The 24,503-nt window shown below is 44.6% G+C and carries 22 protein-coding genes; 15 read left to right on the forward strand and 7 right to left on the reverse strand.

Annotated features, from left to right (window positions below; genetic code table 11):
* The first annotated feature begins 66 nt into the window (after positions 1-66).
* The 3 genes from ACFSKO_RS08060 (at position 67) to ACFSKO_RS08070 (ending at position 2,815) form a co-directional block, all read left to right on the forward strand.
* Complete coding sequence (locus ACFSKO_RS08060) at positions 67-618, forward strand: hypothetical protein (RefSeq protein WP_380250286.1); 552 nt, start codon at positions 67-69, stop codon at positions 616-618.
* 208 nt (positions 619-826) lie between these two features.
* Positions 827-2,323, forward strand: coding sequence for a protein adenylyltransferase SelO (locus ACFSKO_RS08065; protein WP_380250288.1), 1,497 nt, complete (start codon positions 827-829; stop codon positions 2,321-2,323).
* 93 nt (positions 2,324-2,416) lie between these two features.
* Positions 2,417-2,815: a GFA family protein gene (locus ACFSKO_RS08070; protein WP_380250290.1), complete on the forward strand. Its 399-nt coding sequence runs from the start codon at positions 2,417-2,419 to the stop codon at positions 2,813-2,815.
* A 28-nt stretch (positions 2,816-2,843) separates the two neighbouring features.
* Here ACFSKO_RS08070 and ACFSKO_RS08075 read toward each other — a convergent pair whose 3' ends face one another.
* Both ACFSKO_RS08075 and ACFSKO_RS08080 read right to left on the reverse strand, forming a co-directional pair.
* Entirely contained in the window at positions 2,844-3,947 is a 1,104-nt protein-coding gene (locus tag ACFSKO_RS08075; RefSeq protein WP_380250292.1) for a tetratricopeptide repeat protein, read from the reverse strand.
* A gap of 93 nt (positions 3,948-4,040) precedes the next feature.
* The gene (locus ACFSKO_RS08080) at positions 4,041-4,400 is read right to left on the reverse strand and encodes a GFA family protein (protein ID WP_380250294.1); all 360 of its coding nucleotides are present in this window, start codon (positions 4,398-4,400) and stop codon (positions 4,041-4,043) included.
* A 329-nt stretch (positions 4,401-4,729) separates the two neighbouring features.
* Here ACFSKO_RS08080 and ACFSKO_RS08085 point away from each other — a divergent pair, with 329 nt between their 5' ends.
* Together ACFSKO_RS08085 and ACFSKO_RS08090 are read left to right on the forward strand one after the other, a co-directional pair.
* The gene (locus ACFSKO_RS08085; protein WP_380250296.1) at positions 4,730-7,636 is read left to right on the forward strand and encodes a DEAD/DEAH box helicase; all 2,907 of its coding nucleotides are present in this window, start codon (positions 4,730-4,732) and stop codon (positions 7,634-7,636) included.
* A gap of 179 nt (positions 7,637-7,815) precedes the next feature.
* Positions 7,816-8,301, forward strand: coding sequence for a GNAT family N-acetyltransferase (locus ACFSKO_RS08090; protein ID WP_380250298.1), 486 nt, complete (start codon positions 7,816-7,818; stop codon positions 8,299-8,301).
* Between the two features lie 50 nt (positions 8,302-8,351).
* Here ACFSKO_RS08090 and ACFSKO_RS08095 read toward each other — a convergent pair whose 3' ends face one another.
* Together ACFSKO_RS08095 and ACFSKO_RS08100 are read right to left on the reverse strand one after the other, a co-directional pair.
* Positions 8,352-9,809, reverse strand: coding sequence for a methyl-accepting chemotaxis protein (locus tag ACFSKO_RS08095; RefSeq protein ID WP_380250300.1), 1,458 nt, complete (start codon positions 9,807-9,809; stop codon positions 8,352-8,354).
* Positions 9,810-10,213: 404 nt separating this feature from the next.
* Entirely contained in the window at positions 10,214-11,635 is a 1,422-nt protein-coding gene (locus ACFSKO_RS08100) for an aminotransferase-like domain-containing protein (RefSeq protein ID WP_380250303.1), read from the reverse strand.
* Positions 11,636-11,776: 141 nt separating this feature from the next.
* On the opposite strand from ACFSKO_RS08100, the gene ACFSKO_RS08105 reads away from it, so the two are divergent.
* From ACFSKO_RS08105 to sugE, 4 genes are all read left to right on the forward strand, one after another.
* Complete coding sequence (locus tag ACFSKO_RS08105) at positions 11,777-12,793, forward strand: DMT family transporter (protein WP_417457430.1); 1,017 nt, start codon at positions 11,777-11,779, stop codon at positions 12,791-12,793.
* Between the two features lie 10 nt (positions 12,794-12,803).
* Positions 12,804-13,448, forward strand: a complete 645-nt coding sequence (locus ACFSKO_RS08110) for a LysE family translocator (protein ID WP_380250305.1) — start codon at positions 12,804-12,806, stop codon at positions 13,446-13,448.
* 198 nt (positions 13,449-13,646) lie between these two features.
* On the forward strand, positions 13,647-14,438 hold the full coding sequence (locus ACFSKO_RS08115; RefSeq protein WP_380250307.1) for a hypothetical protein: 792 nt from the start codon (positions 13,647-13,649) through the stop codon (positions 14,436-14,438).
* Between the two features lie 83 nt (positions 14,439-14,521).
* Positions 14,522-14,842: a quaternary ammonium compound efflux SMR transporter SugE gene (gene sugE, locus ACFSKO_RS08120; RefSeq protein WP_380250309.1), complete on the forward strand. Its 321-nt coding sequence runs from the start codon at positions 14,522-14,524 to the stop codon at positions 14,840-14,842.
* A 116-nt stretch (positions 14,843-14,958) separates the two neighbouring features.
* Here sugE and ACFSKO_RS08125 read toward each other — a convergent pair whose 3' ends face one another.
* The gene (locus ACFSKO_RS08125; protein ID WP_380250311.1) at positions 14,959-15,351 is read right to left on the reverse strand and encodes a rhodanese-like domain-containing protein; all 393 of its coding nucleotides are present in this window, start codon (positions 15,349-15,351) and stop codon (positions 14,959-14,961) included.
* Between the two features lie 707 nt (positions 15,352-16,058).
* Here ACFSKO_RS08125 and ACFSKO_RS08130 point away from each other — a divergent pair.
* Both ACFSKO_RS08130 and ACFSKO_RS08135 read left to right on the forward strand, forming a co-directional pair.
* Positions 16,059-16,892, forward strand: coding sequence for a substrate-binding periplasmic protein (locus ACFSKO_RS08130; protein WP_380250313.1), 834 nt, complete (start codon positions 16,059-16,061; stop codon positions 16,890-16,892).
* A gap of 51 nt (positions 16,893-16,943) precedes the next feature.
* On the forward strand, positions 16,944-18,758 hold the full coding sequence (locus tag ACFSKO_RS08135) for an ATP-binding protein (RefSeq protein WP_380250315.1): 1,815 nt from the start codon (positions 16,944-16,946) through the stop codon (positions 18,756-18,758).
* A 348-nt stretch (positions 18,759-19,106) separates the two neighbouring features.
* On the opposite strand, the gene ACFSKO_RS08140 is transcribed toward ACFSKO_RS08135, so the two are convergent.
* Together ACFSKO_RS08140 and ACFSKO_RS08145 are read right to left on the reverse strand one after the other, a co-directional pair.
* Positions 19,107-20,096: a phosphoribosylaminoimidazolesuccinocarboxamide synthase gene (locus ACFSKO_RS08140; RefSeq protein ID WP_380250317.1), complete on the reverse strand. Its 990-nt coding sequence runs from the start codon at positions 20,094-20,096 to the stop codon at positions 19,107-19,109.
* Positions 20,097-20,537: 441 nt separating this feature from the next.
* On the reverse strand, positions 20,538-21,209 hold the full coding sequence (locus tag ACFSKO_RS08145) for a GntR family transcriptional regulator (RefSeq protein ID WP_380250319.1): 672 nt from the start codon (positions 21,207-21,209) through the stop codon (positions 20,538-20,540).
* Between the two features lie 242 nt (positions 21,210-21,451).
* Here ACFSKO_RS08145 and ACFSKO_RS08150 point away from each other — a divergent pair, with 242 nt between their 5' ends.
* The 4 genes from ACFSKO_RS08150 to ACFSKO_RS08165 all read left to right on the forward strand — a co-directional run bounded on the left by ACFSKO_RS08150 (position 21,452) and on the right by ACFSKO_RS08165 (position 24,455).
* A complete protein-coding gene (locus tag ACFSKO_RS08150) occupies positions 21,452-22,267 on the forward strand; it encodes a transporter substrate-binding domain-containing protein (RefSeq protein ID WP_380250321.1) in 816 nt (271 codons plus the stop codon).
* Positions 22,268-22,397: 130 nt separating this feature from the next.
* Positions 22,398-23,057, forward strand: coding sequence for an amino acid ABC transporter permease (locus ACFSKO_RS08155; RefSeq protein ID WP_380250323.1), 660 nt, complete (start codon positions 22,398-22,400; stop codon positions 23,055-23,057).
* 16 nt (positions 23,058-23,073) lie between these two features.
* Entirely contained in the window at positions 23,074-23,736 is a 663-nt protein-coding gene (locus ACFSKO_RS08160) for an amino acid ABC transporter permease (protein ID WP_380250326.1), read from the forward strand.
* Positions 23,733-24,455, forward strand: coding sequence for an amino acid ABC transporter ATP-binding protein (locus ACFSKO_RS08165; RefSeq protein WP_380250328.1), 723 nt, complete (start codon positions 23,733-23,735; stop codon positions 24,453-24,455). Before ACFSKO_RS08160 ends, ACFSKO_RS08165 begins: the two co-directional genes overlap by 4 nt.
* The last annotated feature ends 48 nt before the right edge of the window (positions 24,456-24,503 follow it).

Consider the following 24,503-nt stretch of genomic DNA (forward strand, 5'->3'; position numbering starts at 1 on the left):
CATGATGAACTTGATGATACGCTTTAATCGGGAAAACTTAAATAATGCTACAGGTATTTTTTGCCTTTGAGTGAAATTAACCGTCACGATTGGCGTAAACTTGAAACGGTACCCAGCTCAAATTCGAACATCTCAACTGCTCTTCTGGACCTTTCTCGTGCAATAACAAAAAATCAGGCACACGATGCTTATTGGCGTATTGATAATCATGTCATCGTGCAAGGGGACTTGTATCAAGCTGCTGTAGCAGTAGTGCCTTGTGTCCTTGAAATATTACAAAACTGTCCTAAAGAGGCACGCCCCTTTTGTCTCGACTTACTTGCAGAGATAGGCTTCGGAACAGTAGATTCTTTACAACAAACCATAATGGATGACTGCCACCGTGAAGTCTCTAGAGGTGCATCAATTTACTTTCACATCCTACAAGTTGGATCAGATAAGAAAAAAGAAATAGCAGCCATATTGTTAATAGGTGTCTGCTTAAAATACGATCCGACACTACATGATAGAGTTATTTGGCATTTAGAAAAGTTAAAGGCTGAAACGCTTAATATCGGACTGAGAGATACTCTCCTTCAAGAACTAACCGATCTAAAGAATAAATCAGTGATCGATTAATATATAGCCTTTCAAGATTTCGAACAAAGACCAAGGGCCCAGATTCTACTTTTTTATCAATTTAGATTTCACGACAAGAATTGTATTATTCAGCGCAAAAAAAAGCTTGATCTGGCAAACTATACCCGTGTCCCCATTTTCCATTTGTCGCAAGAGGGTACAGTGCCTACCTTAAGGATCACATTCAAACCAAAGCTCGGTATCCCTTATGAAAATCCCCTTTGATAACAGCTACGCACGCCTCCCGGAACAATTCTATACCCGACAGGATCCAAAACCTGTGGCAGCGCCAAAGCTGATCAAAATGAACACTGCCCTTGCCGAGCTTATAGGGATTACCCCTGAAGACCTAAATACAGCCAAAGCCGCTGAAATCTTTGCAGGCAACACCATCCCGGAAGGCGCAAGCCCTCTGGCGATGGTTTATGCCGGGCATCAGTTCGGTGGTTGGTCGCCACGGCTTGGCGATGGCCGGGCTATCTTGCTTGGAGAAACAGTGGGAACAGATGGTATCCGCAGAGACATTCATCTCAAGGGATCTGGTCGTACCCCCTATTCCCGCGGTGGTGATGGCCGTGCGTGGCTTGGCCCGGTATTGCGTGAATACGTGGTCAGTGAAGCCATGGCGGCACTTGGCATCCCAACCACCCGCGCCCTCGCGGCCGTTGAAACAGGTGAACGCATCCTGCGTGAAGAAGGTCCCCTACCCGGTGCTGTCTTTACTCGCGTCGCTCAAAGCCATGTCCGTGTTGGCACCTTTCAATATCATTACGCCCGCAAAGATACCGAAGCGACCAAAATCCTCGCCGATTATATCATTGCCCGTCAATATCCAGAGGCAGCAAAGGCTGATCAGCCCTACCGCGCCCTGATAGAGGCAGTGATGGACAAACAAGCGTACCTCATTGCGCGCTGGATGCAGGTCGGTTTTATCCACGGCGTCATGAACACCGATAACATGTCAATCGCAGGAGAGACCATCGACTTTGGCCCCTGTGCTTTCATGGATACCTACCACCCCGGCACGGTATTTAGTTCCATCGACCACGCCGGGCGTTACGCCTGGGGTAAACAGCCCTCTATCGCCCATTGGAACCTGTCCCAGTTCGCCCAATCCCTGCTGCCGATCTTACACGAAGACCCGGATATCGCCGTCGGCATCGGCCAAGAAACTATCGACGGTTTCCAGGATATCTTTAGCGATTATTACTTCAATGGCTTTGGTGAAAAATTAGGCCTGCTCACCCTCACAGAAAGCGACCCCGACTTTATCGGCGACAGCCTGAAACTGCTCTCCGACAACGAAGTCGACTTCACCCTCTTCTTCCGCCACCTCACGGGCGTTGCTCGCTCTCTGTTAGAGGACGGAGATGATAAAGGAGGCAGTGTTGAAAACCTCAGAGATTTGTTTAAGGAACCCGAGGCACTGGACAACTGGCTCGTGAGTTGGAGAAAACGTCTCTCCCAAGGCGAAAACACACCTGCTGAACGTCATGAAAAAATGAAATCCGTCAACCCAATCTTCATCCCCCGCAATCACCAGATCGAGGCCATGATCCAAGCCGCGATCACCGGAGACTACGCCCCCTTCGAACGCCTGCTGGCGGTGCTATCTGATCCCTATAACGAGCAACCCGAACGCGCAGATATCGAACTGCCGCCAAAACCCGAGGAGATCGTCCATGCAACGTTTTGTGGGACTTAAACTTTAACTTTGATGACGCTTAAGAGTATTCCTTGTCTTCATGTTCTCACCCGATAAAATCCCCAAATTGAACACCTATAGGGCCAATGTTATATGACAAAAAAGCCAAAAGAATTTTCCGGGGGATGTCTGTGTGGGCATATTCGATTTCAGGCCACAGGCAAACCGACATTTCCACATCTATGTTCTTGCCGAATGTGCCAAACATGGTCGGGTGCACCAACTGTTGCTTGGGTTGAATTTCCACTTAAGAATTTTTCCTGGACAGGCCCAGGTGGTGAGCCTGCAAAATTCAAATCTTCTGAAAAAACCCAACGTGGATTTTGCCCAAACTGCGGCGGTTCCATTTGTGCGATAGATGAAGGTTACGATAAAATTTCTCTAACGATCACGACTTTTGATGAACCATCAGTACTCGTTCCAGGCAAACAATTCAGCTATCGAAAATCTGCTCCAAAATGGTTCATTGCGGACATCAATAGGTCTTCCTAATAAGAGATTTCTACTGTTTCCGCAAAACTTAAAATTGTGGGCGAGGAGCACCTTTTCGATTAAGATTAGGAGTAAATTTCGGATGATTGGTGACCCAATCAGACACATCTTCTTCGACTTGCTTTATTTGGCTTGAGTCTAGTTGAAAATCAATAATTTCGATTAGCTCAGAAGCCTCAACATCTTGATAGGCATTGGCTATACTTAACCATGTATACGCTTGTACAAAATCTTGTTTAACCCCATTTCCAATAGCATAGCGCAAACCTAACGCAGATTGTGCTTGAGGAAAGCCTCTTAAAGCCGCTTTTTCATACCACTGAAAAGCGATCTGTTCATCATGTGGCGCATCCTCTCCCTTTTCATACATAAGGGCAATTTGGTATTGTGCTTCTTGATATCCATCAAGAGCCAAGGGATAAATAATTGCAAAGGCAGTATTCATATCCTCTTTTTTATAAGCATCTATGCCGCTTTTAAAATCCCATCTTAATAAACTTGCGGGTTTAGATGTTATTGAATCTGGGCGCAGTAACATATCTGCTAGCTTTTCTGCTTCTGATATTTGATGCGGTGCCATGTGGTTAGAAAGAACCTTCAACTTACGCCCAGCAGTCGCGTGCCCATTCGAAGCGGCATTTAAGAGCCAAGCATAAGAATGAACATAATTACGAGTAAAGTACTTTACATAAAACAGACCAAGATCGTGTTGTGCTTCGACCAAACCCTGTTTTGCTGCCTTATCATACCATTTAATAGCAACCTCAGTACTCTTCAGCCCAAACATTCCAACTGAAGCAATTAAACCAAGTTTGTGTTGCGCTTTAGCGTGACCTTTTTCTGCTGCTAATCTATACCAGTGATAGGCTTCTTTTCCTTTCCCCTTTGGTCCACCACGTTCATTGAAAAAGATGGTTGCAAGTTCATATTGAGACTCTACATGGTCTTGTTCAGCAAGCTCTGTAAAAATAGATACAGACAAATCTCTATCACCCGCTTTTAAAGCAGAAACAGCTTTTTGAAATTCAACTTCGCTTTGTGACTGTTCTGATGATGTATCTGCAATCGCCAAGTTTGGAGTAAATTCTAGAACAAACAGCGACATAAAAACAAAAAAGATAAAGTGCTTCATACTATTAGCCAGTTTAAAATCACAATTATAGGGATGAATTTATTCATAATAATCAGGAGAAATAATGTAAAGATGATTACTCAATCTCTCTCCTCACTCATCAACAAACTGCCAGCTATCTGCGCCGTCGAACTTGCGGATTTTGATATCTGCGGCTTCGGTACGGTCGAAAAGGCGGGCGTTGATTGCTATCCGGGGGTTTTCGTGTCCTTCGACGTTGCTCCAGTGGGTCACGCAGCCACAGGAAGCACAGTGATGGAAGTCGATGGTTTCTTTACCCCATTTATAGGCTTTGGTTGCACTCTCTTCGCATTCCACGGTTACTTTTTCTGACGGGAAATGGCACCAAAGTGTGCCGTAACGATGGCACAGGGAACAGTTACAGCTCACCAGAAACTCAGGCTTTTGAGCAATGCTAATACGAACGGCTTTACAATGACATGTGGCTTCCAACGCCTTCTCCTGTAAGATTATTTATGATTGTAAAAAAGAGATCCAACACAGCCTAGCCAATCTCTTTATATAAAGAAAGCGTTAGGGATCTATCTGTTAGCTTTACATCCAAGCCATCCCGACGTACAACAGCGCCAGTATTGCCTAAACGAGATCACAACACAAAGACACACTGCCGCCCTATAGTGCATTGCGGCCTATAACTTTACTTATTATTGCAGCGCCTTAAAATGATGCCGTCAAACTGATGGCCCTTGCCGCGCAGCCAGAACCCCCTCCGGAACGACAAAAGCCGGAAAGTTCTGTTTCATACTCAGAGAGAAAAACACATGTCTAATTCGGAAACCCCGGTAAATGACGAAAAAGCAAATGACGAAACTAATGTTGCTAAGGCTGAAAAAAAAGTAGCCGCTAAGCCCAAAAAAGTGACAAAGGCGAAAGCGCCTGCGAAAGCCCCCGCCAAAGCTAAGGCCGAAACGAAAACAAAGCCTAAAGCAAAAGCGACGACGAAGGCTGAAACGGCAAAAAAATCTGTAGCTGCCGAGAAAGACGTTGTAGAAAAAGCTGACAAGCCAAAGAAAGTTGCCAAACCTAAAAAGGCACCAAAGGTTTCAGATAACACCCAGGTTTCAGATAACATTGAGTCTTCTGATAGCACTGAGACAAAAGAAAAAGCTGTAAAAGTCAAAAAAGAAGCAAAACCTAAAGCAGCTCCGAAAACCACAAAAGCCAAAAAAACTGTTGAAGCTCCAGAAGCGGAAGCAGAAGTCGTAGAAGCCCCAAAAGCAAAAGCTAAAAAAGCAGTGAAAGCTGTTGAGCCCGTTCAGACTGTCGAAGCAGAGACTGCTCCAGCGGACGCGCCCTCAGAAGCGTCTGTAGAAGAAGTCCATGAAGCAGAGCCTGTAATTGAGGTCGATCCCTTTGAAGGTGTCCACCCTGCTCTTGCAAAAGCCCTTGGCAAAAAAGGCTATAAAGCTCTGACCCCTGTGCAGAAGGCTGTACTTGCACCAGAACTTCGCGATGCCGACGCCTTGGTTTCCGCTCAAACGGGGTCAGGTAAGACCGTTGCTTTTGGTATTTCACTCGCGCCAACACTACTTGGCGACGATGAGCGTTTCAAACGTGCTGCTGCGCCTCTTGCCCTGATTATTACACCAACACGCGAACTTGCCCTTCAGGTGATGCGCGAGTTGGAATGGCTCTATGCAAATACGGGCGCTCACACAGCGACCTGTGTTGGCGGCATGGATATGCGTACAGAACGTAGTGCGCTTAATCGCGGTGCTCATATCGTTGTTGGTACCCCGGGCCGTCTACGCGATCATATCGAACGTGGCTCTTTGAACATCAGCGCCCTTCGCGCGGTTGTTCTGGATGAAGCCGATGAGATGCTTGATCTTGGTTTCCGTGATGATCTTGAGTACATGCTCGACACCACACCAAAAGAACGTCGTACCCTGATGTTCTCGGCAACGGTTCCGCGCTCTATCGGTATGCTTGCCAAACGCTATCAGCGTAATGCCGTGCGTGTCAGCACAAAAGCCGAAGAAAAGCAGCATAGCGACATTGAATATCGCGCCTTAACTGTGGCCCCTAACGACAAAGAAAATGCGATCCTTAACCTGATCCGTTTTTACGAACCTAAAAATGCTATCGTGTTCTGTGCGACCCGTGCCACGGTGAACCATATGGTAAGCCGTTTTGCCAATCGTGGGTTCGATGTCGTGGCGCTATCTGGTGAATTGAGCCAGAACTTACGTAGCCACGCAATCCAGTCTTTGCGTGATGGTCGTGCACAAGTTTGTATCGCAACTGATGTTGCGGCACGTGGCCTGGATCTTCCTGATCTGGAATTGGTGGTTCACGCGGATATACCAAAAAGTCGTGAGCCCCTGTTACACAGATCAGGTCGTACTGGCCGTGCGGGCCGTAAGGGTATTTCCGCGTTAATCGTGCCTTACAACTGGCGCAAACGTACCGAACGCCTGCTTGATAGCGCCAAAGTACAGGCCACTTGGGCTAATCCACCGTCAGTCGAAGAGATCATCCAACGTGACCGTGAACGTTTCCTCGCGACACCGACGCTTATTGAGCCGGTAAAAGATGACGAACAAGCTTTTGTAAAAGAGCTTTTGGAAAAACACGGCGCAGAACAGATCGCTGCAGCCCTGATCCGTACCCAAAATGCTGGGCGTCCGGCACCGGAAGAGCTTATCAGCCGCTCTGATAAAGGTGGTCGAGATCGTGACGAGCGTGGCGGCAGAGATAGAGATCGCGGAAGAGACAGAGACGACAGAGGTGGTGATCGCGGCGGAGAACGTGGCGGTAGAGGTGGCCGTAATGATAACTTCGGTGCTACGCGCAAAGAACGTGTAGATTTCGAAGACGGCGTTTGGATTTCCATGACAGTCGGCCGCAAACACACTGCCGATCCGAAATGGCTTCTGCCTATGGTATGTCGCGCAGGTTGCATCACTAAAAATGAAATCGGTGCCATCCGCATTCACATGGCGGAAACCCATGTAGAGCTGACACCAAAAGGTGCTGAAAAGTTCTTTGAAACCATCGGCAACAACGACCGGATTGAAAAAACGATTACCGTCAAACGTCTCGAAGGTATTCCCGAAGAGCCCGATGATGTGATGGACGACAAAAATGCGAAAGGCTTTCACCGTCAACCACGTGACAGCAAAAAGCAAAAGCCGTTCCGCGATAACTTCAACAGAAGTGATCGTAGTAAAGAATATAGTAACCGAGCCGCCGAAGGTAACAATTCAGGTACTCAGGATGAAAAGTCTGGTGACAAAAAATTCGGCGACAGAAAGTTCGGTGATAAGAAGTTTGGCGATAAGCCTTTTGCCAAAAAGAAATTTGGAGACCGTAAAGCTGGCGAACGTGATTACGCCAACAAAAGCGGAAAACCAAAATCAAGAGGCAAATTTGGTTCAGACGGAAAATTCAATGACCCACAAGCCGATGGTGCTAAAAAGACCTGGATTGACGATGGCATTGATAGTCCTGATACAAAAGGTGAATACGCTGATAAGCCAAGAAGTTATAAAGGCCCCAAAGGCGGTAGAAAATCTTACGATAACAAATCGGCAAACAAATCAGGTAATAATGGCGCCTTTGGCAAACCTTTCAAAAGTAAGGGTGATAAACCTACTGGTGATAAAACCCGGGATAAATCAGGTTCTTCTTCGCTAAAGCGTAAGGGTTATCCTAAAAAAGACTAACGAGAGAATTCATCTCGGCTAAATTAAGAGGAGCAGCAGAAAATTATTATCTGCTGTTCCTCTTTTTACATTTGACGTGTATTAGCTGAATAAGTTTACAACCCACATGAATAAGTTATAACTATCCAATGACTTATACCACTACGCTTAATACGATACAGGTTATAGGATAATTTACTTTGACAGAAAAAACTGGCCGTACAGCCACACTTGTCCCCATGTCTCAATCAGACTATGCGGCATGGAAAGCACACGGTATAAAAGCCTATGCCGAAGACAAACAACAATCAGGCTATAGCGCCAAGCAGGCCCTAAAGCTCTCTAAAGTGTCATATGAAGACGGCCTACCTCAAGGATTACAAACCCCAAACAACTATATCTTCACCATACTCAATGCGGCTGAACAACCCGTCGGTACCACATGGTTTGCGATCAAAGAACATTACGGTAAAAAATCTGCCTTTATTTATGATATTGAAATCAATCAAGCAGTGAGAGGCCAAGGTCTCGGCAAAGCGACCATGATGGCGTTGGAAGCCGAAGTTCGTAAACACGGCATTGATAAAATCGGCCTCCACGTCTTTGCCTTCAACAAAACCGCCCACGCCCTTTATGCTTCACTCGGTTACAAAACCACCGATATTACTATGGAGAAAGTTGTTTAAAGCTCTCACCAAACACTAAAAGCATAAAGGCTAAGGACACGCTTACCAGATCAAGACCCTGTTTTCTGTATACTCCGGTAAAGCTCAATCCCTTCCCGAGCAAAGGTATTCGCATCGTTCACAGCGCTGGAAATTGTATCAAGGCCTGTATTCACTTCGCCAACAGCAGCCACAGCTGATTGCATATTCAGAGTAATTTCACGTGTTGTCGCTGTTTGTTCTTCAACAGCCCCCGCAACAGCTGTAACACTTGATTCAACTGCACCGACAGCACTTCGAATACTTTGTAACCCACCGACAACATCATTACATACATTCTGCATGCTGCTAATTTCTGAAGATATTTGCTCTGTAGCGGTCGCAACTTGATTGGCAAGCGCCTTAACTTCAGAAGCAACAACAGCAAAGCCTTTTCCTGCCTCACCGGCACGTGCAGATTCAATTGTCGCATTCAGTGCTAATAAATTAATTTGGCCTGCAATATCTTGAATTACAGTAACCACATTATTCATGGCTTGGGCGGCTGTTGTCAGTTTTTGTGTGGACTCATCTGCAACTGTTGCCTCTTTAATCGCGGTATCTACTTCCCTTTTTGATGCCATCATACTTTTGGCAATTTCATTAGTAGAAGATTCAAACTCCTCTGCCGCAGCAGTAACCGACTGTACAGTTTGCAAGGTTTGATTAGATGCCGTTGAGGCCGTTCCGGTTTGCCCATTTGCCTTTTCAACAGAGGCCAAAATTTTATCCAGGTTGGTATCTACAAGTTTCCCAACACGTTCAGCCTCTTGTCTTGCAAGAACTTGTCCTGTGATATCAGTGGCATACTTGACGATTTTAAAAGGTTTCCCGCTCGGGTCAAAGATAGGGTTATAAGAAGCTTGTATCCACACTTCCTTCCCGCCTTTTCCAATTCGTTTGTATTCAGCAGCCTGATATTTCCCTTGTCTGAGGTTATCCCAAAACAGCTGGTACTCAGAGGTTTTTGCATAATCTGGTTCAACAAAGATCCTGTGGTGTTTGCCTTGCACTTCGGCCAGTTCATACCCGACTGCCCCAAGAAAATTCTCATTAGCTTCAATAATAGTGCCATCAAGCTTAAAAGAGATTACAGCTTGAGATTTGTTAACAGCATCAATCTGGCCACGATAGTCAGCGTTCTGCAAAGTTTCTGCGGTGATATCAGTGGCATACTTAACCACCATCGTTACTTTACCTGCTTTGTTTACAATAGGATTATAAGAGGCTTGTATCCATACTTCATTCCCCTCTTTTCCTATGCGTTTGTATTCAGCAGCCTGATATTTTCCTTGCCCAAGACTTTTCCAAAACCTTTGATATTCAGGTGTTTTTGCATATTCTGGTCCAACAAATAAACTATGATGTTTGCCTTTAATCTCATCTAGACGATAGCCAAGTGCGCTCAGAAAATTTTCATTTGCGTTGATAATCGTCCCATCAGGCTTGAATTGAATTACAGCTTGAGACTTATCAAGAGCAAAAAGCATTGATCTCATCTCATTAGAACTGAACCTATTATTATCATTATTAGAGAGCTTATTCGTACTCTTAGCTTTAAAACCTAACATCATGTATCCTACACCAATAGCCAAATAAAATAAGACTATTTTCCTATAAATAACAACAGATTGAGCTCTTAAAGGATGAGTAGTTTAAATTTTATGAATCAGTAAAAGTTATATTTTTTATTAATAAACAAATCAAAAACACAATCTTACAAAGAATAATAAATATTTTCTACATCAACCAAAACATACAATAGTATGCAATTATCGTTGAAAATACATAGCTAAACCTTAATTTTTCCTAAACAAAAAAAATAAGATTAAAAAAATAATAGGTTATCTATTCCAAGATAAATATACCAACCACTGCTGCAATGATGATCTTCTTATAACAGCTCTGCTAAAGTCTGAAAAATTCTGACATCTTGAGCTTGAGCTGCATTAAATCGCATAAATCTGTTCGCAGATTTGCACAGACTAAACACGCTCCCCGGCGCAAGGACGACATTTTGAGCCAGAGCCCGTTGCGCAAGATCAGTTGCGTCCACTCCTTCTGGAAGTTCACACCACAAAAACATGCCCCCACGCGGTTCTATCCACGGTTTGAAACCCAAGTTAGTTAATTGGGTGGTTGTTGTGCTCATTACCCCAGCTAAGCGTGTACGCAACGCTTCAATGTGTTTACGGTATCCGCCATCTTTTAAAACGGACAACACCAGTTCTGCCGAAAAATGCCCGGCACCAAATGAGGTCGCAATACGCAGATCAACCAATCCATCAATCCATTCTGGACGTGCAATGATATAACCGCAGCGTATTGAAGCAGAAAGAGTTTTAGAGAAAGACCCAATATGCACCACACGATCCAAACCATCAAAGGCTGCATACCTTGGGGCAGGTTCAGGTTCCAGATCAGCAAAAATATCGTCTTCGATGATGGTGAGGTCATATTGTTCTGATAGCTTAAGTACTCTGTGGGCTACCACTGGTGACAAGGTTGCCCCGGTCGGGTTATGAAGGGCAGAATTGGTAATATACAATCGCGGCCGATGTTCTTTTAACGCTTGCTCAAACTGGACCAAATCCGGCCCGTTTGGAGTAAAGGGAACCGACACCACCTTTACCCGGTGCGCACGTAAAAGAGCGTGAAAATTAAAATAACAGGGATCATCGACGATCACACAATCCCCTGGCTCCAACAAATAACGACAGAGCTGATCAATCGCCTGCGTGCCCGACCCGGCAAGCATAATTTGATCTGGGCTGGCCTCAATTCCATAAGTTGCAGCTCGACGTGCCAAAAATTGACGTAACTCTGAAAGCCCTAGAGGTGATCCGTATTCAGTTAAAATTGCATCATTGGCACGTGAGAGGTTCCGTAAAGCCTTTCGAATGGGCACCTCTGGCATCCAAGACGCTGGCATCCAGCCACACCCCGGTTTAAGATATTGCTCGCCCGCTTCCAAGGATTGTCGCGAGACCCAAAGCGGGTCCACTTCTCGGTCCAGCTTCGGACCAATTTCTGCCAGAGATAAAGGCGTATAGTGCCCTGAATTTTGACCTGTAACAAAAAAACCAGCCCCGCGTCGGGAGAGGATAACCCCCTCTGCAGATAAACGATCATAGGCTTCGACCACCGTGGATTTGGAAACCTGCATTACCTCTGCAAAACTCCGAATAGAAGGAAGCTTTGCCCCTGGAGCCAAAGTTCGGGCCGAAATACGTTGTTTTATGGCCTGCATGACCTGCTCGACCAAGGTCCGCGCCAAAGGATGGTTTCCCATATCATCCCTTAATTTATCACCCAATATCTTTCACCTCACCTCTGATCATGCACCATCTGTACCTATCCTATAGCCAGTACAGTTTTAAAATATTGTACTGAACTGTATCTGGTTAAAATTCTTACCGCAACCTACATAGAAACGGTGCCAGAAAATATAATTGCAATGGAATTGAAATCGAATGCGATTGGTGAGCTGGCCATTTTACAGGCTCAAATGGGTGATAACGATATGAACAAGACAACGAGCGGATGGATCTGTGGCTTTTTAGGTATGCTGATTTTCAGCGGCTCTCTCCCTGCAACGAGGGCCGCCGTGGCCTCGTTTGACCCGTTGTTTCTTACTCTCGCGCGGGCAAGCATTGCTTCAATTTTGGCACTTGCTCTGCTTTTGGCCTTTAAAGAAAAACGCCCTGCCAAGGAAGATATTCTCTCTCTTGTGATTGTGGCCAGCGGGGTCGTAATTGGCTTCCCTCTGCTCACTGCTTTCGCCTTACAAACAGTCACCTCGGCCCACTCGACCGTGTTCATTGGCCTGCTGCCTCTGGCTACGGCGATATTTGGGGTGTTACGCGGGGGCGAAAGCCCCCGCCCTGTTTTTTGGATATTCTCAGGGCTTGGTTCAGCACTTGTTGCGGGTTATGCTTTAACCCAAGGGGGCGGTGGATCCGGCTTTGCCGATATCCTCATGTTTATTGCCATTATCTTATGTGGTCTTGCATATGCAGAAGGCGCGAAACTATCCCGCAAGCTCGGCGGTTGGCAGGTTATATCATGGGCGCTCGTACTCTCACTTCCCCTTATGGCCCCTCTGACAATCTATACCATGCCCGCTTCTTTTGTTGGTATTGAACAATCCGCCTGGATTGGTTTGGCTTACATATCTCTCTTTAGCATGTTGATCGGTTTTATCTTTTGGTACCGCGGCCTTGCACAAGGTGGTATTGCAGCTGTTGGACAGTTGCAATTATTACAACCTTTTTTCGGTCTCGTCCTAGCCGCAAGCCTTTTGGAAGAAACCGTAAGTTGGTCTATGGTTACCGTGACAGGTGCAGTGGTATTATGTGTCGCAGGCGCTAAACGTTTTGCAAAAAGACAAGACGCCAAATCAACATCAAAGACTGACCTATTGTCCCCGACCTCTCTATCGAACAACCTTGCCCCGACCCAACCTGATAAATAAGGCCGAGATCATGAACTCAATAAACGATATTCTTCCCTATCTACCCGCAATATCCATTTCCTATATCGCTTATCTGGTTGCAACTATCAGCCCCGGCCCCGCCAATCTTGCGATCATGGCAACATCGATGAGTGAGGGACGAAAACCCGGTGTCCTTCTTGCTTCAGGCGTGGTGATCGGATCCTTAACATGGGGCATCTTGGCTGCAATTGGGCTCTCCAGCTTTTTGTTTTCCTATGCCTGGCTTATGACCACAATGCGGATTGTGGGGGGGCTCTATTTATTTTGGCTTTCTTATAAATCATTCAGATCCTGTCTGCGCTCAGAAGAACCCAAAGCACTCGATACTGGCAAGAATAGAACTGGATTACAGTATTTCTTGTTGGGCCTTGGCATCCATCTGACCAACCCAAAATCCATCTTTGCCTGGCTCTCCATTATTGCCGTCGGTGTCAGCCCTCAGGCCCCAGTCGAAATTTCATATGTGATCGTTGGTGGCTGCTGGCTTATGGGAATTGTTGTCTTCGGGGGGTATGCTCTCGCCTTTTCCACAAAAAAAATGATCGCGCTCTACGGCTCTTTCCGGCGTTGGATAGAAGGTACCGCATCAATCATATTTGGACTCGCTGGATTTAAGCTACTAACAATGCGCTGATTTTACACTGATTTTTAAAGCCGCCTCATTGATAAGTACGAGGCGGCAGTTAAAGATAACCGCATAAGAGGTAATCAAAAATATTCCGAAATTAATCTTATAAAATAGAATAAGATAATTCTATCAATTGGATGTTTTTTAGTTAACAATCCTTTCAGTGTTAACCAGATTAAATTCTCTGACTGTGTGAGCCTCCTATTGCAATTGTTAAACCGCTTCCGTCCTATTCTAACAGCTATCGGCCTACAATTAATTGTTTTGATAGGGTTATTCCTTGTTATCCAAACCTTGTGGCAAGGGTTTTCCATAACACTTTCCCTGTGGACTAAAGTCGGAATTCAAGCTGGCGGTGCCCTTTTACTAAGCTATATCTTTCGCTTGCCGATGTGGTGGATTATCATTCAGTTTACGGCACCTTTTGCCATTATGCTTGCCATTATCTTTAATCTCCCAACATGGCTCTATCCGTTGGCTTTTTTCGCGTTGTTACTCTTTTATTGGAATAGCGCTGATGAACGGGTTCCTTTGTACCTCAGCAACAAAATAACTTGGAAAGCACTCGGCGATATTCTGGATACAGGATCATCAACAAAAAGCACCAAGCCGATCCACTTTATGGATCTCGGCTGTGGTTTTTCAGGCACTTTGGTTGCCTTGGCCAAACGCTTTCCCCAACACCACTTTACAGGCGTTGAGACCGCACCTCTCCCCTATCTTGTATCCCTTATTCGATGCCTATTGTCTGGCCATGACAATATAAAAATTCAACGTAAAAGCCTCTGGGATGTGGACCTGTCAAAATACAATTACGTCTATGCATTTCTTTCCCCGGAGCCAATGTCACGGCTTTATAAAAAAATTACCGCCGAGATGCCCAAGGATGGAAGGTTTATCAGTAATTCTTTTGTCGTGCCGGACTTCCCCTCAAATGACACACGCATATTGGATGACAGGCGACAAACCGAGCTGCACATCTGGGAGATCAGTTGATAACAGTTGATCTCTGGCCAAGAGGCGACGCCTATTCACTCTTAACAAACGAAAACCAACATATTTAAAAAAGTGAGAACATCATGGCTTGGATCTATCTGATTTTAGCGGGCATCTTTGAATGCGGTTGGGCGATCGGCCTTAAATATGCCGACGGCTGGACAAAGGTCGTGCCCTCTGTCCTCACCGTAATTGCGATGGCCGCAAGCTTTTGGCTATTATCCACGGCGATGAAAACAATTCCAGTAGGGACCGCCTATGCCGTCTGGACAGGAATAGGCACCGTTGGCGTTGCCATACTTGGCATGATCCTGTTTGGTGAAAGCCACGATATTATGCGTATATTATGCCTACTTTTGATCGTAACCGGCATTGTAGGATTAAAAGTTTTTTCTCAGGCTTAATATTAAGTGCCACCTGCTTACAAACTTAACATCAATAACAAGACCGCAACAAAAAAGGCCTGAAAGTTTCAGGCCTTTATTCTTTACGCTGATACAGATCTTAGTCCTGTAATACTCTAATTTTCATCATCAGGAGTCTCAATTTCACCGCCACCATTGATCCAGTCTTTAATAGATCCCAGATTACGTACATCTTTATAGCCCATATCCATCAAAACCTTACCGCTCAAAGCAGCACGGCCGCCAGAGGCACAGTAGAGCACGATCATCTTGTCTTTTGATAAATTCTTGTCATGCATTGGCGTCGTTGGGTCAGCCCTAAATTCCAGCATGCCACGAGAAATATTCAAGGCACCAGGAATGATCCCCGTCGAAGCGAGTTCCGTTGCGTCTCGCACATCAACGACGACAACATTACTCTGCCCCAAAACTTCCATTAAACCAGCAGAACTTATTGTTGGTACTGCTTTTTTAGCATTTGCAACAATCTCCACTACGGACTTAATCATAACGAAACATCTCCCTCAAACCTCATTTATCTTTAGGAATAACGACATTAAACGATGGCAATGAAACATATCTTTTTGATATATTTCCAAGTGTGATACCTAGTATAAAATCACTGATAAAAAATTAAAGTTTAAAAATTCAAAACCAACTCATTTTTAAAAATCAATCAACCATAACGAAACCATATGAAGAAACAATAAACCCTCAAAATTCGCCTCACTTTTATCGCAAAAATACTCATATCTTATTATGTTAGTGGGCTAATCAAAACGACGACACATTAAAAAATCGAAATAGGCGTTACGGCTCGTTTGACGCATAAATTATGGGGATTTTGGTAAATCCGTAACCTTGGACATCAAACCTAGACTGATATTGTCATTTTATGGCTATATTCGCTTTTTATAACTTTCCCTTAAAGGTCATAACCAGCTCAAAAGTGAGACTTAGAGCCACTTCCCCTTAATTGATCTTAAATAAATACTAACGAAACATGCGCTATCATATCTTGTTACCCAAATTTATTATAAATGCTCAACTGTTATAGGCTGCATAAAGTCATAGGAGCATTTCCATTTAAAGAGGGCAAAAATTGGCGTTACTGTCTTGGCTTAATTTAAGTCCCGGCTGCCAATACAAATTCCTGTATAGGCATCTGTATTATAACGTATATCTTTGGGGCTGTCTCCGCCATGCCTTCGGCATTATGCGCAAAATTCTTGTCTTATCCATCATCCTGTTTTTATTACCAATCAAACCCGGAATAGCCACAGAAAAAATAGTCACAAAAACGCCTCTAAAAACAATAGAACAAACAGCAGAAATAACCTCAATTCCTCTTACCTTGGTCGCGGCTGAAGGGACCGTCGACACGATAATAAGTGAAGTTATTTTACGTAAAGCATACCGACAAATCGGACTAGAAATCATTATAGAAAAACACCCCGGAGAACGAGCATTGAGACTAGCCAATAGCGGCGAAGTCGCCGGTGATGTACAACGCATTGATGGATTATCTGCTAAATATGGTAATCTGATTCAAATCTATCCCGCTATTAATTTCATTGAAGGGGTAGCTTTTAGCCGGAACCAAACTATTGCCATAGATGGGTGGCAGAGCTTAAAAAAGCATCGAATTGGTTTAATCCGCGGCATTAAATTTGCTGAAAACAATACAACAGATATGGACACATATCTGGCCAGAGATTACGCGAGTCTGTTTCGAATGTTAAACAAAGACAGAATTGATGTCGCTATCTCCCCAAGATTAAACGGTCTTTATCAAATCAAAAAGAATGATATCGATAATGTCACTCCACTCTCCCCAGCAATTGCCAAATTTGATCTGTACCATTACCTCCACAAAAAACATGCAGCCTTAATCCCCAAGTTATCCGCGGTCTTTACCGAAATGGCCACCTCAGGAGAACTGATCCGTATTCGTGAACATGTCATCAAAGTCTTAATGAACTTAGCTGAACATAATCTTCCCCTTTGCGATGATACTTATGAGTGTTTTGAGATTAATCATGGCAGTTAAAACCCACCATAAAATTGCCTCCAACATTGGTTCATCTGAAGGCCTACATACGTGGTAAATAGTAAAAACAATAGCCCTCCCTTCAAGTCGATTTCCCGACGCTTGATTATGTACATTGTCTTATGTAGCTCTTTGGTCACCCTTTTCCTTACAATTTTTCAACTTCAAAGAGACTATGAAACCGATATAGCTGAACAGGATAAGGCTCTTGAGCAAATCAGACAGGTTCACTTAAAAACGATAACCCAAGGCCTTTGGGCGACAGATACGGTATTATTGCAAACCATCATTGAAGGACTGATCAATATCCGGGATGTGAATTATGCCGCAATCATTGATGATAAAGAAATTTTACTCTCGATCGGTGACAAACCGATTAAAGATACTGGAACCAAAAGCTTTCCTCTGCAGTATAGATATTCAGGAGTAGTTGATGAGATCGGCACGTTAGTTATTGCAATTGACGGCGACGCAGCCTTTCGGCGGGTTCTTGATCGTGCCCTTATCATCCTCATCAGCAATACATTTAAAACGGCTCTGGTTATAACCTTTACCATCATAATTTTTCATCTGATGGTCAGTCGTCACCTGACAAACATCATAGACTACTTAGCTGCGTTAAATATTCCTCAATCGTACGCCCCGCTTGACCTCAAGCGTAACCGCGAAAAGATAAAGTCTTTTGATGAATTGGATTTGGTCGTTAATTCAATTAATGAGTCTTCTGACCGGATTAGTAAAACCTTTGCCATGGAACAAGAAATAAAGGAACGCGAATATGCTGAGGCTTTGCTCCGAAAAAGTGAAGCTCGCCTCGTACAAATCCTTGATTACAGCCCTTTTGGCGTATCCATTGTTTCTCTCAAAGATAGGAAACAGCTTTATTACAACCGTCGTTTCACAGAAATGTTTGCTATCCCTGATGACGTTACAGAAATAGAGACCGTAATATCAGAAAGCTACCTTGCGCCTGCGGACCGAGACGAGATCTGGGCTTTATTTCAAAAAAATGGTGCCATAGATGGATTTGAGCAACAACGTATACGTACAGATAAAACGATTTGGTGGGCCTATGCAGATTGGACCCCTTATGTATTTGCTGGGGAAGATGCTGTTATGGTGTGGCTTTCCGATGTAACAAAACACAGGCAGGCTGAAGAGGAACTTAAACAGCTCAACGAGCAAAAGAACAAGTTCTTCTCCATCATTGCTCATGACCTCAAAGGGCCTTTCAATTCTCTACTTGGTTTTTCAAGTCTTCTTTCGGTCAAAGGTTCGAATATAGACCCGGAGAAAACGGTGCAATATGGTATTGCAGTTCACAACTCTGCCACACAGGTATTCAAGCTGTTAGAAAACCTTCTTGATTGGTCTCTCTTACAAATGGATCGTATGGAGTTTGAAATTTCCCCAGTCTCTGTAGAAGATATCATCACCGAAAATCTAGACCTATTTCAGCCGACCGCAGAAGAAAAATCCATCCGTTTAAAAGCAGATTGTCAAAAAGACATCATCGTTATGGCCGATAACTATATGCTTGATACCATTATTAGAAATCTGATCCTCAACGCGATAAAATTCACCCCTCTCAATGGAGAAGTTACCATAACCAGTCGAGAAAACGGAAATTGGGCCGAAATTGAAGTGTCTGACACCGGGGTTGGTATTCCCTCTTCAAAGGCCACACGGTTGTTCCTGTTAAGCGAGAAAACTTCAACATTAGGAACCAGTGGAGAAACGGGTACTGGTCTGGGTCTGCCGCTTTGTAAAGATCTCGTAGAAAGACAGGGCGGTCAAATCACAGTAAAGAGCGTCAAGGGGAAAGGTTCGAGTTTTCAGATAAAATTACCCCTTAAACCCTTATAATTTTCAGGTTTGTATAATTGACCGTAAAATACGTCTGAACGTCGGTAATAATTTCGTCCGTCCCCCTTAGAATATGATATCCGGACAAGTGAAATACAGACGCAAAAAATGGCAAAACAGCATTTAACAAAAATTCCTTGCCTTAAAAACCGGGATACTCCTTCGCCCAATGGGCGAGCCCATCACCCACAAACATTTCTTCGATGAGATCATTGCGCGGGTTAACAGGCATATTTTTATGTTACCCTAGTACTATAGGGCTCGCGCTTAAGTTACCTGAAACACAAAGAACATGGCATTTGACGAAGGAAGAAAGGCGCACTTAACCAAGAGAACTTTATCGTACCTTTAAAAGTACTCAGGCAGAATTTTAGCCAAATTTTCCCGAATACGATCACGCAGTGGCTGGTCAAAGCTTTCGCGTTTAAAAGTTTCCCCAGTTACGCGCTCAAACAAGTTAATGTACTTCTCGCTAAATATCTCAAGGGTTTCGTCAGGGATATCGGGAATATCGTCTTTATAAGGATCGCACCGTTCACTCACCCAAAGACGTAAAAACTCCTTGTCCAAGCTTTCCGGCTCAAGTCCCTGCGCCATACGATCTTGATAGGTTTCAGCAATCCAGTAACGACTGGAATCTGGCGTATGAATTTCATCTGCAAGAGTAATACGCCCTTGATCATCAACGCCAAATTCATACTTGGTATCAACCAAAATCAAACCGTGTTGTGCAGCAATCTCACGGCCCCGGGCAAAAAGTGCCAAGGAAAGCCTTGCCAATTCATCCCAAACATCCTTTGTCAAAATACCTTGCTCGACGATCTCTGCAGCCGTAATAGGAGCGTCGTGATCGCCTTGGGCAGCCTTTGTCGTTGGAGTAAGAATGGTTTCACGCAGTTTGTGATTCTTGGAGAGACCTTCTGGAAAATCATGACCGTAAAGCGTGCGTTCACCGCGTTTGTACATCGGCCAAATCGAGGTTTCGGTCGATCCCGTCATGTAATCGCGTACTACCATTTCAATCGGCAGCATCGTCAGCTTACGTCCGATTACCACATTCGGATCGGGAAAACTCAAAACATGATTGGGGCAGATATCAGCGGTTTTTTCAAACCAAAACCGGGCCGTTTGATTTAAAACCTGGCCCTTGTGAGGTACAGCAGCCAATATTCTGTCAAATGCGGATTGGCGATCAGTCGCAACCATGATCCGGCGCCCGTCTGGCAAGTCATAGGCATCGCGGACTTTACCCTGATAATGCTCTGGCAACTCTGGGTATGCAGCATCGGTTAAACGGTTGGCGAGTGCCTGTTGAAAGTCCTGATTTTTCTCGCTCATGCGATCCTGCCCCTGACGGATGTCGTGTCAACTAGACGACTATTTAGATTCTGGAACCTAGATATCACTCACAAGGCCAGAGAACAAGAATGAACAAGATCAAACGAAGTTTCTAAGGCTTTTGAGCTTACCGCCTCCAAATACTTTAAGACGAGAGATATTTAAAACAACTTTTCAAACCTGATCAAAATAAAATCAACGCCACCCAAAGAAGTTTGAGAAATTCAAACCGGAATTCGCCACCAACGAGTTATCTGATTGCAGCCAAGAAGAACTAGATAATGTTTGTGTTAATGCCATTTTGTATACTGATAACGTTCTCTCCAAGGTCATTAAAGTTTTAAAAGAGAGTGAGGCCCCCTTTGAAACCTTCATTCTGTAAAGCGTTATTAGGCGTTTATATTTAAAGCCATAAAAAGCTTGGTTTGATATAACTGAAAATCAATTTCTTTGCTTTTGAGTATCCAGGTATTCGATCAATACCTTGTATGATCCAAGAATATGATCCCGTGTTAGACGCGCCGCACGTTTTCCATCTTTTTCTATACATGCGTTAAGAATACCGAGGTGTTCATGACGTGCTTTATCCATACCGTTGGTCAAAATCAATTGAGCGCGTAAATAAGAATCAACTCTGTCTATTGCTTCTGCCACCAGCTTTAAGTGATAAGGTCGTTGTGCGTCGCGATAAAGAGTTTCATGAAACAGGCGGTTCCACTCCCCCCATTTGGTCGCTTCAGTTTCAGAGCTAAACAAATCGCAATACTCACGGGCTTCTTCTAGAGTTTCCTCGCTCATACCCGCAACAGATCGTTCAATCACAATCGGTTCCAGATTAGCACGTATCTCATAAATTTCTTCCATCTCAGCATGAGAAAGAGGAGAAACAATGTAACCTTTATAACGAAGACTCAGGACCAGCCCTTGAGCTTCCAATCGTTTAAGGGCTTCGCGCACTGGAATTCTCGATACATTAAAGAGATTGGCTATATATTCCTGACGTATCGATTCCCCAGCCTGAACTTGCCCGCTAATGATTGATCCGCGTAGAGCATCATAGATTATATCGGACGAAGAAGCCGTTTTCCCGAGATCTGTTGCAAAAATTTTCATTTTTTTTTCCTACTAAATATTTTCTTTTTTTTCAAACACATCAGCAAAAACTGATGTGCTTTTTCCCACGTCCGAAACCATAAATATTAAATAAGCTTAATTATTATATTGAATATTGTATACAATCTGCAGTATACAATATTCCACGTTAATTGAAAGCAAGCAAAAAGACTTGTTGAATTCAGCCACGTACCAATTCCGTAAGAGATTAAAAAAAAGCAACCCAACAGTTGGAGGAATACATGTTAAACGGTTTTATGAAGACCCTTGCACTTGGCGGATGCCTTGCTGCTTTTGTTGCACAACCCGCCGCTTATGCGGATAAGCTTGATGACGTTATCGACGAAGGCGTGCTGCGCTGCGGTGTCGTTCTCGACTTCCCACCAATCGGTTATCGCGATGCCAACAACGAGCCTGCTGGTTTTGATGTTGAGTATTGTAAAGATCTCGCGGCGGCTCTCGAAGTTGACCATGAAATTATTCCAGTTACTTGGGCAGAACGCCTTCCGGTGATCGTAACCAATTCTGCTGATGTTGTTTTTGGCGGCACATCTGACTCCCTCGCCCGGGCAAAAACTGTTGGGTTCTCTATCCCTTACGCAATTTATTATGCCCAAGCAGTGATTGGTAAAGATACAGGAATCAAGTCTTTCGAAGACATGAAGGGCAAACGTGTCGCCGCTGCTGTGGGAACTGTTCCTGAGCAAGAATTCCTTAAAATTGCCAAGGAATGGGGCACTGAAGATCTTTATCAAGGATATCAAAGCGAAAACGAAGTTTTCTTAGCGGTTGCTCAGGGAAAAGCTGACGTTGGAATCACAACAAATACTGCCGTTAAACCGATCGTAGAAAAATATGATACCATCGTTGCAGGCCCCCGTATGCCATGGACCACGGATTACACATCCGTTGTTGGTCCACGTAAAGACACTACCTGGCTCAACTACCTGAACTTATTTGTCACTCATCAGGTTCGCTCTGGTCGTTACCAGGAACTTTGGGACAATTATGTTGGTGGTGAAGCACCAGAGCTTCGTATTCCCGGCGTACTTTATTAAGAGTGTACTCTACGAAAAGTATTTATTCAAAATAACGTTCTCGACTTAGGCCTCTCAGGCCTGAGAGAAAGACCCTTACTCCCCTCAAAGCACAGTTTGACTTTGAGGGGAATAATCGGAGTGTTAACGCGTGGATTATAATTTTCACTGGCGACCGGTTTTTCGGAAAATACCCGAACTTCTTGAAGCAGGATTACTGACACTTGAAGTTGCCGTGATATCAATGATACTTGGTATTGTTCTTGGTTTAGGCCTTGCCTTATTGCGCATGAACGGACCATCTCCTTTTAGGCAAGTCGCGACAACCTGGGTTGAGGTTGCCAGAAATACCCCTGCCCTGTTTCAGTTATTTTTCTTTGGTTTCGGTCTCGGCGCGTTTGGCCTTCATCTCTCGCCCTACCTAATCGTTCTGGCAGGGCTAACTTTTAACAACGCAGGTTATCTCGCAGAAAACTTCAGGGGCGGCTTCCTTGCGGTACCTGATACACAAATTCGCGCAGCCCGATCACTCGGTATGACCGCAACGCAGACTTACATCCGGATTATCATTCCGCAGGTATTGCGTATCGTCTATCACCCCATGACTAATCAAATGGTTTGGGCTGTTTTGATGAGTTCTCTTGGCATGCTGGTTGGATTTCGTGAACTCTCTGGCGAAACTCAATTCTTTGCCTCCAAAACCTATCGCATTTTTGAATATTTCGCCGTCACAGCAATCATTTACTACGTCATCGTCAAAATAATTCTTCTCGCCTCAAATTTCGCCGCCCGTCGGCTCTTTAGATACTAAGAAAGGAATATGATCTATGAGTAATTCAGCTTCCTTTTTTACCGATTTTCAGGCCACAGATCTTTTGTTTTTGGGCGAAGCAGCCGGGCGTACTTTGGGTATATCGCTTGTTTCAATTTCAATCGGTACCGCGCTCGGTATTTTCTTTGGCTGGTCACTTCAGGCATCAAAATGGTTTGCCCAGGCCACCATTGGTACAATTTTAGATGCCTTCCGATCGATCCCTCTGATTATTCAGCTCATCTTGTTTTACAACTTCTTTCCGATCATCGGATGGAAAATGGGTCCCTTTGCCGCTGGGGCTTTTGTTCTCAGCATCTACACTGCGGCACTGGTCGCCAATGTGGTGCGCGGTGGCATCGAAGCCGTTGGTGATCCCATGCGCCGCGCCGCGAGATCTTTGGGCATGTCCTATTGGCAGGACCTGCGCTATGTGGTCTGGCCAATAGGATTACGGGCTGTATTCCCTTCCTGGGTGGGTGTGGCTCTGAGTGTTATCAAAGACAGTGCCCTCGTTTCTGTTCTTGGTTATATGGAACTACTACGGGCTTCCCAAATATTAATCACGCGGACCCAGGAACCCTTTATCATTTTGGCCTGCGCAGGTGCCTTTTACTTTGCGCTGTCCTATCCCCTCTCAAAATACTCTCAAAAGCTGGAAGAAAGTTGGGCCTCATGATTGAGATCAAGCAACTCCACAAATACTTTGGTGACCTACATGTGCTCCAGGGTATTGACCTCAACGTCAGTAAAGGTGAAGTCCTAAGCATCATCGGATCATCCGGTTCTGGAAAATCAACATTACTTTACTGTATCAATGGCCTGGAAGTTATTGAAAAAGGTGAAGTCCTCGTCGATGGCACGACCGTTCATGCGAAAAAAACCGACATTAACAAGTTGCGCCAAAAACTCGGCATGGTGTTTCAACAGTGGAACTCCTTCCCCCATTTGACCGCTCTGGAAAATGTTGCTCTCGCGCCCAAGATTGTCAAAAAAATGTCCAAGGATCAAGCAACGTCAATTGCCGAAAAGCAACTCAAACACGTTGGTCTTGGAGATAAACTTGATGCCTATCCATCTGCCCTATCAGGAGGACAGCAACAACGACTTGCCATCGCACGGGCCTTAGCGATGGAGCCGACATATATGTTGTTTGATGAAGCAACTTCGGCCCTCGATCCGGAATTGGTCGGCGAAGTTCTAGACACCATGCGTCTGCTCGCAGATGAAGGAATGACCATGATCTGTGTTACGCATGAAATGGGCTTTGCCCGTGATGTTTCAGACCGCGTTGCCTACTTCCATCAAGGCGTTATGGAAGAAGTTGGGCCACCTGAACAAATTTTCACCACCCCTCAGTCAGTTCACACGCAAAAATTCTTAGCAAACGTTCGATAGAACACACACGAAGAAACATCTCGGAGAAACATCTCGAAAAACCACCCC

Origin of the sequence: Kiloniella antarctica (assembly GCF_042682825.1) — a bacterium.
Taxonomy (GTDB): Bacteria; Pseudomonadota; Alphaproteobacteria; order Kiloniellales; family Kiloniellaceae; genus Kiloniella; species Kiloniella antarctica.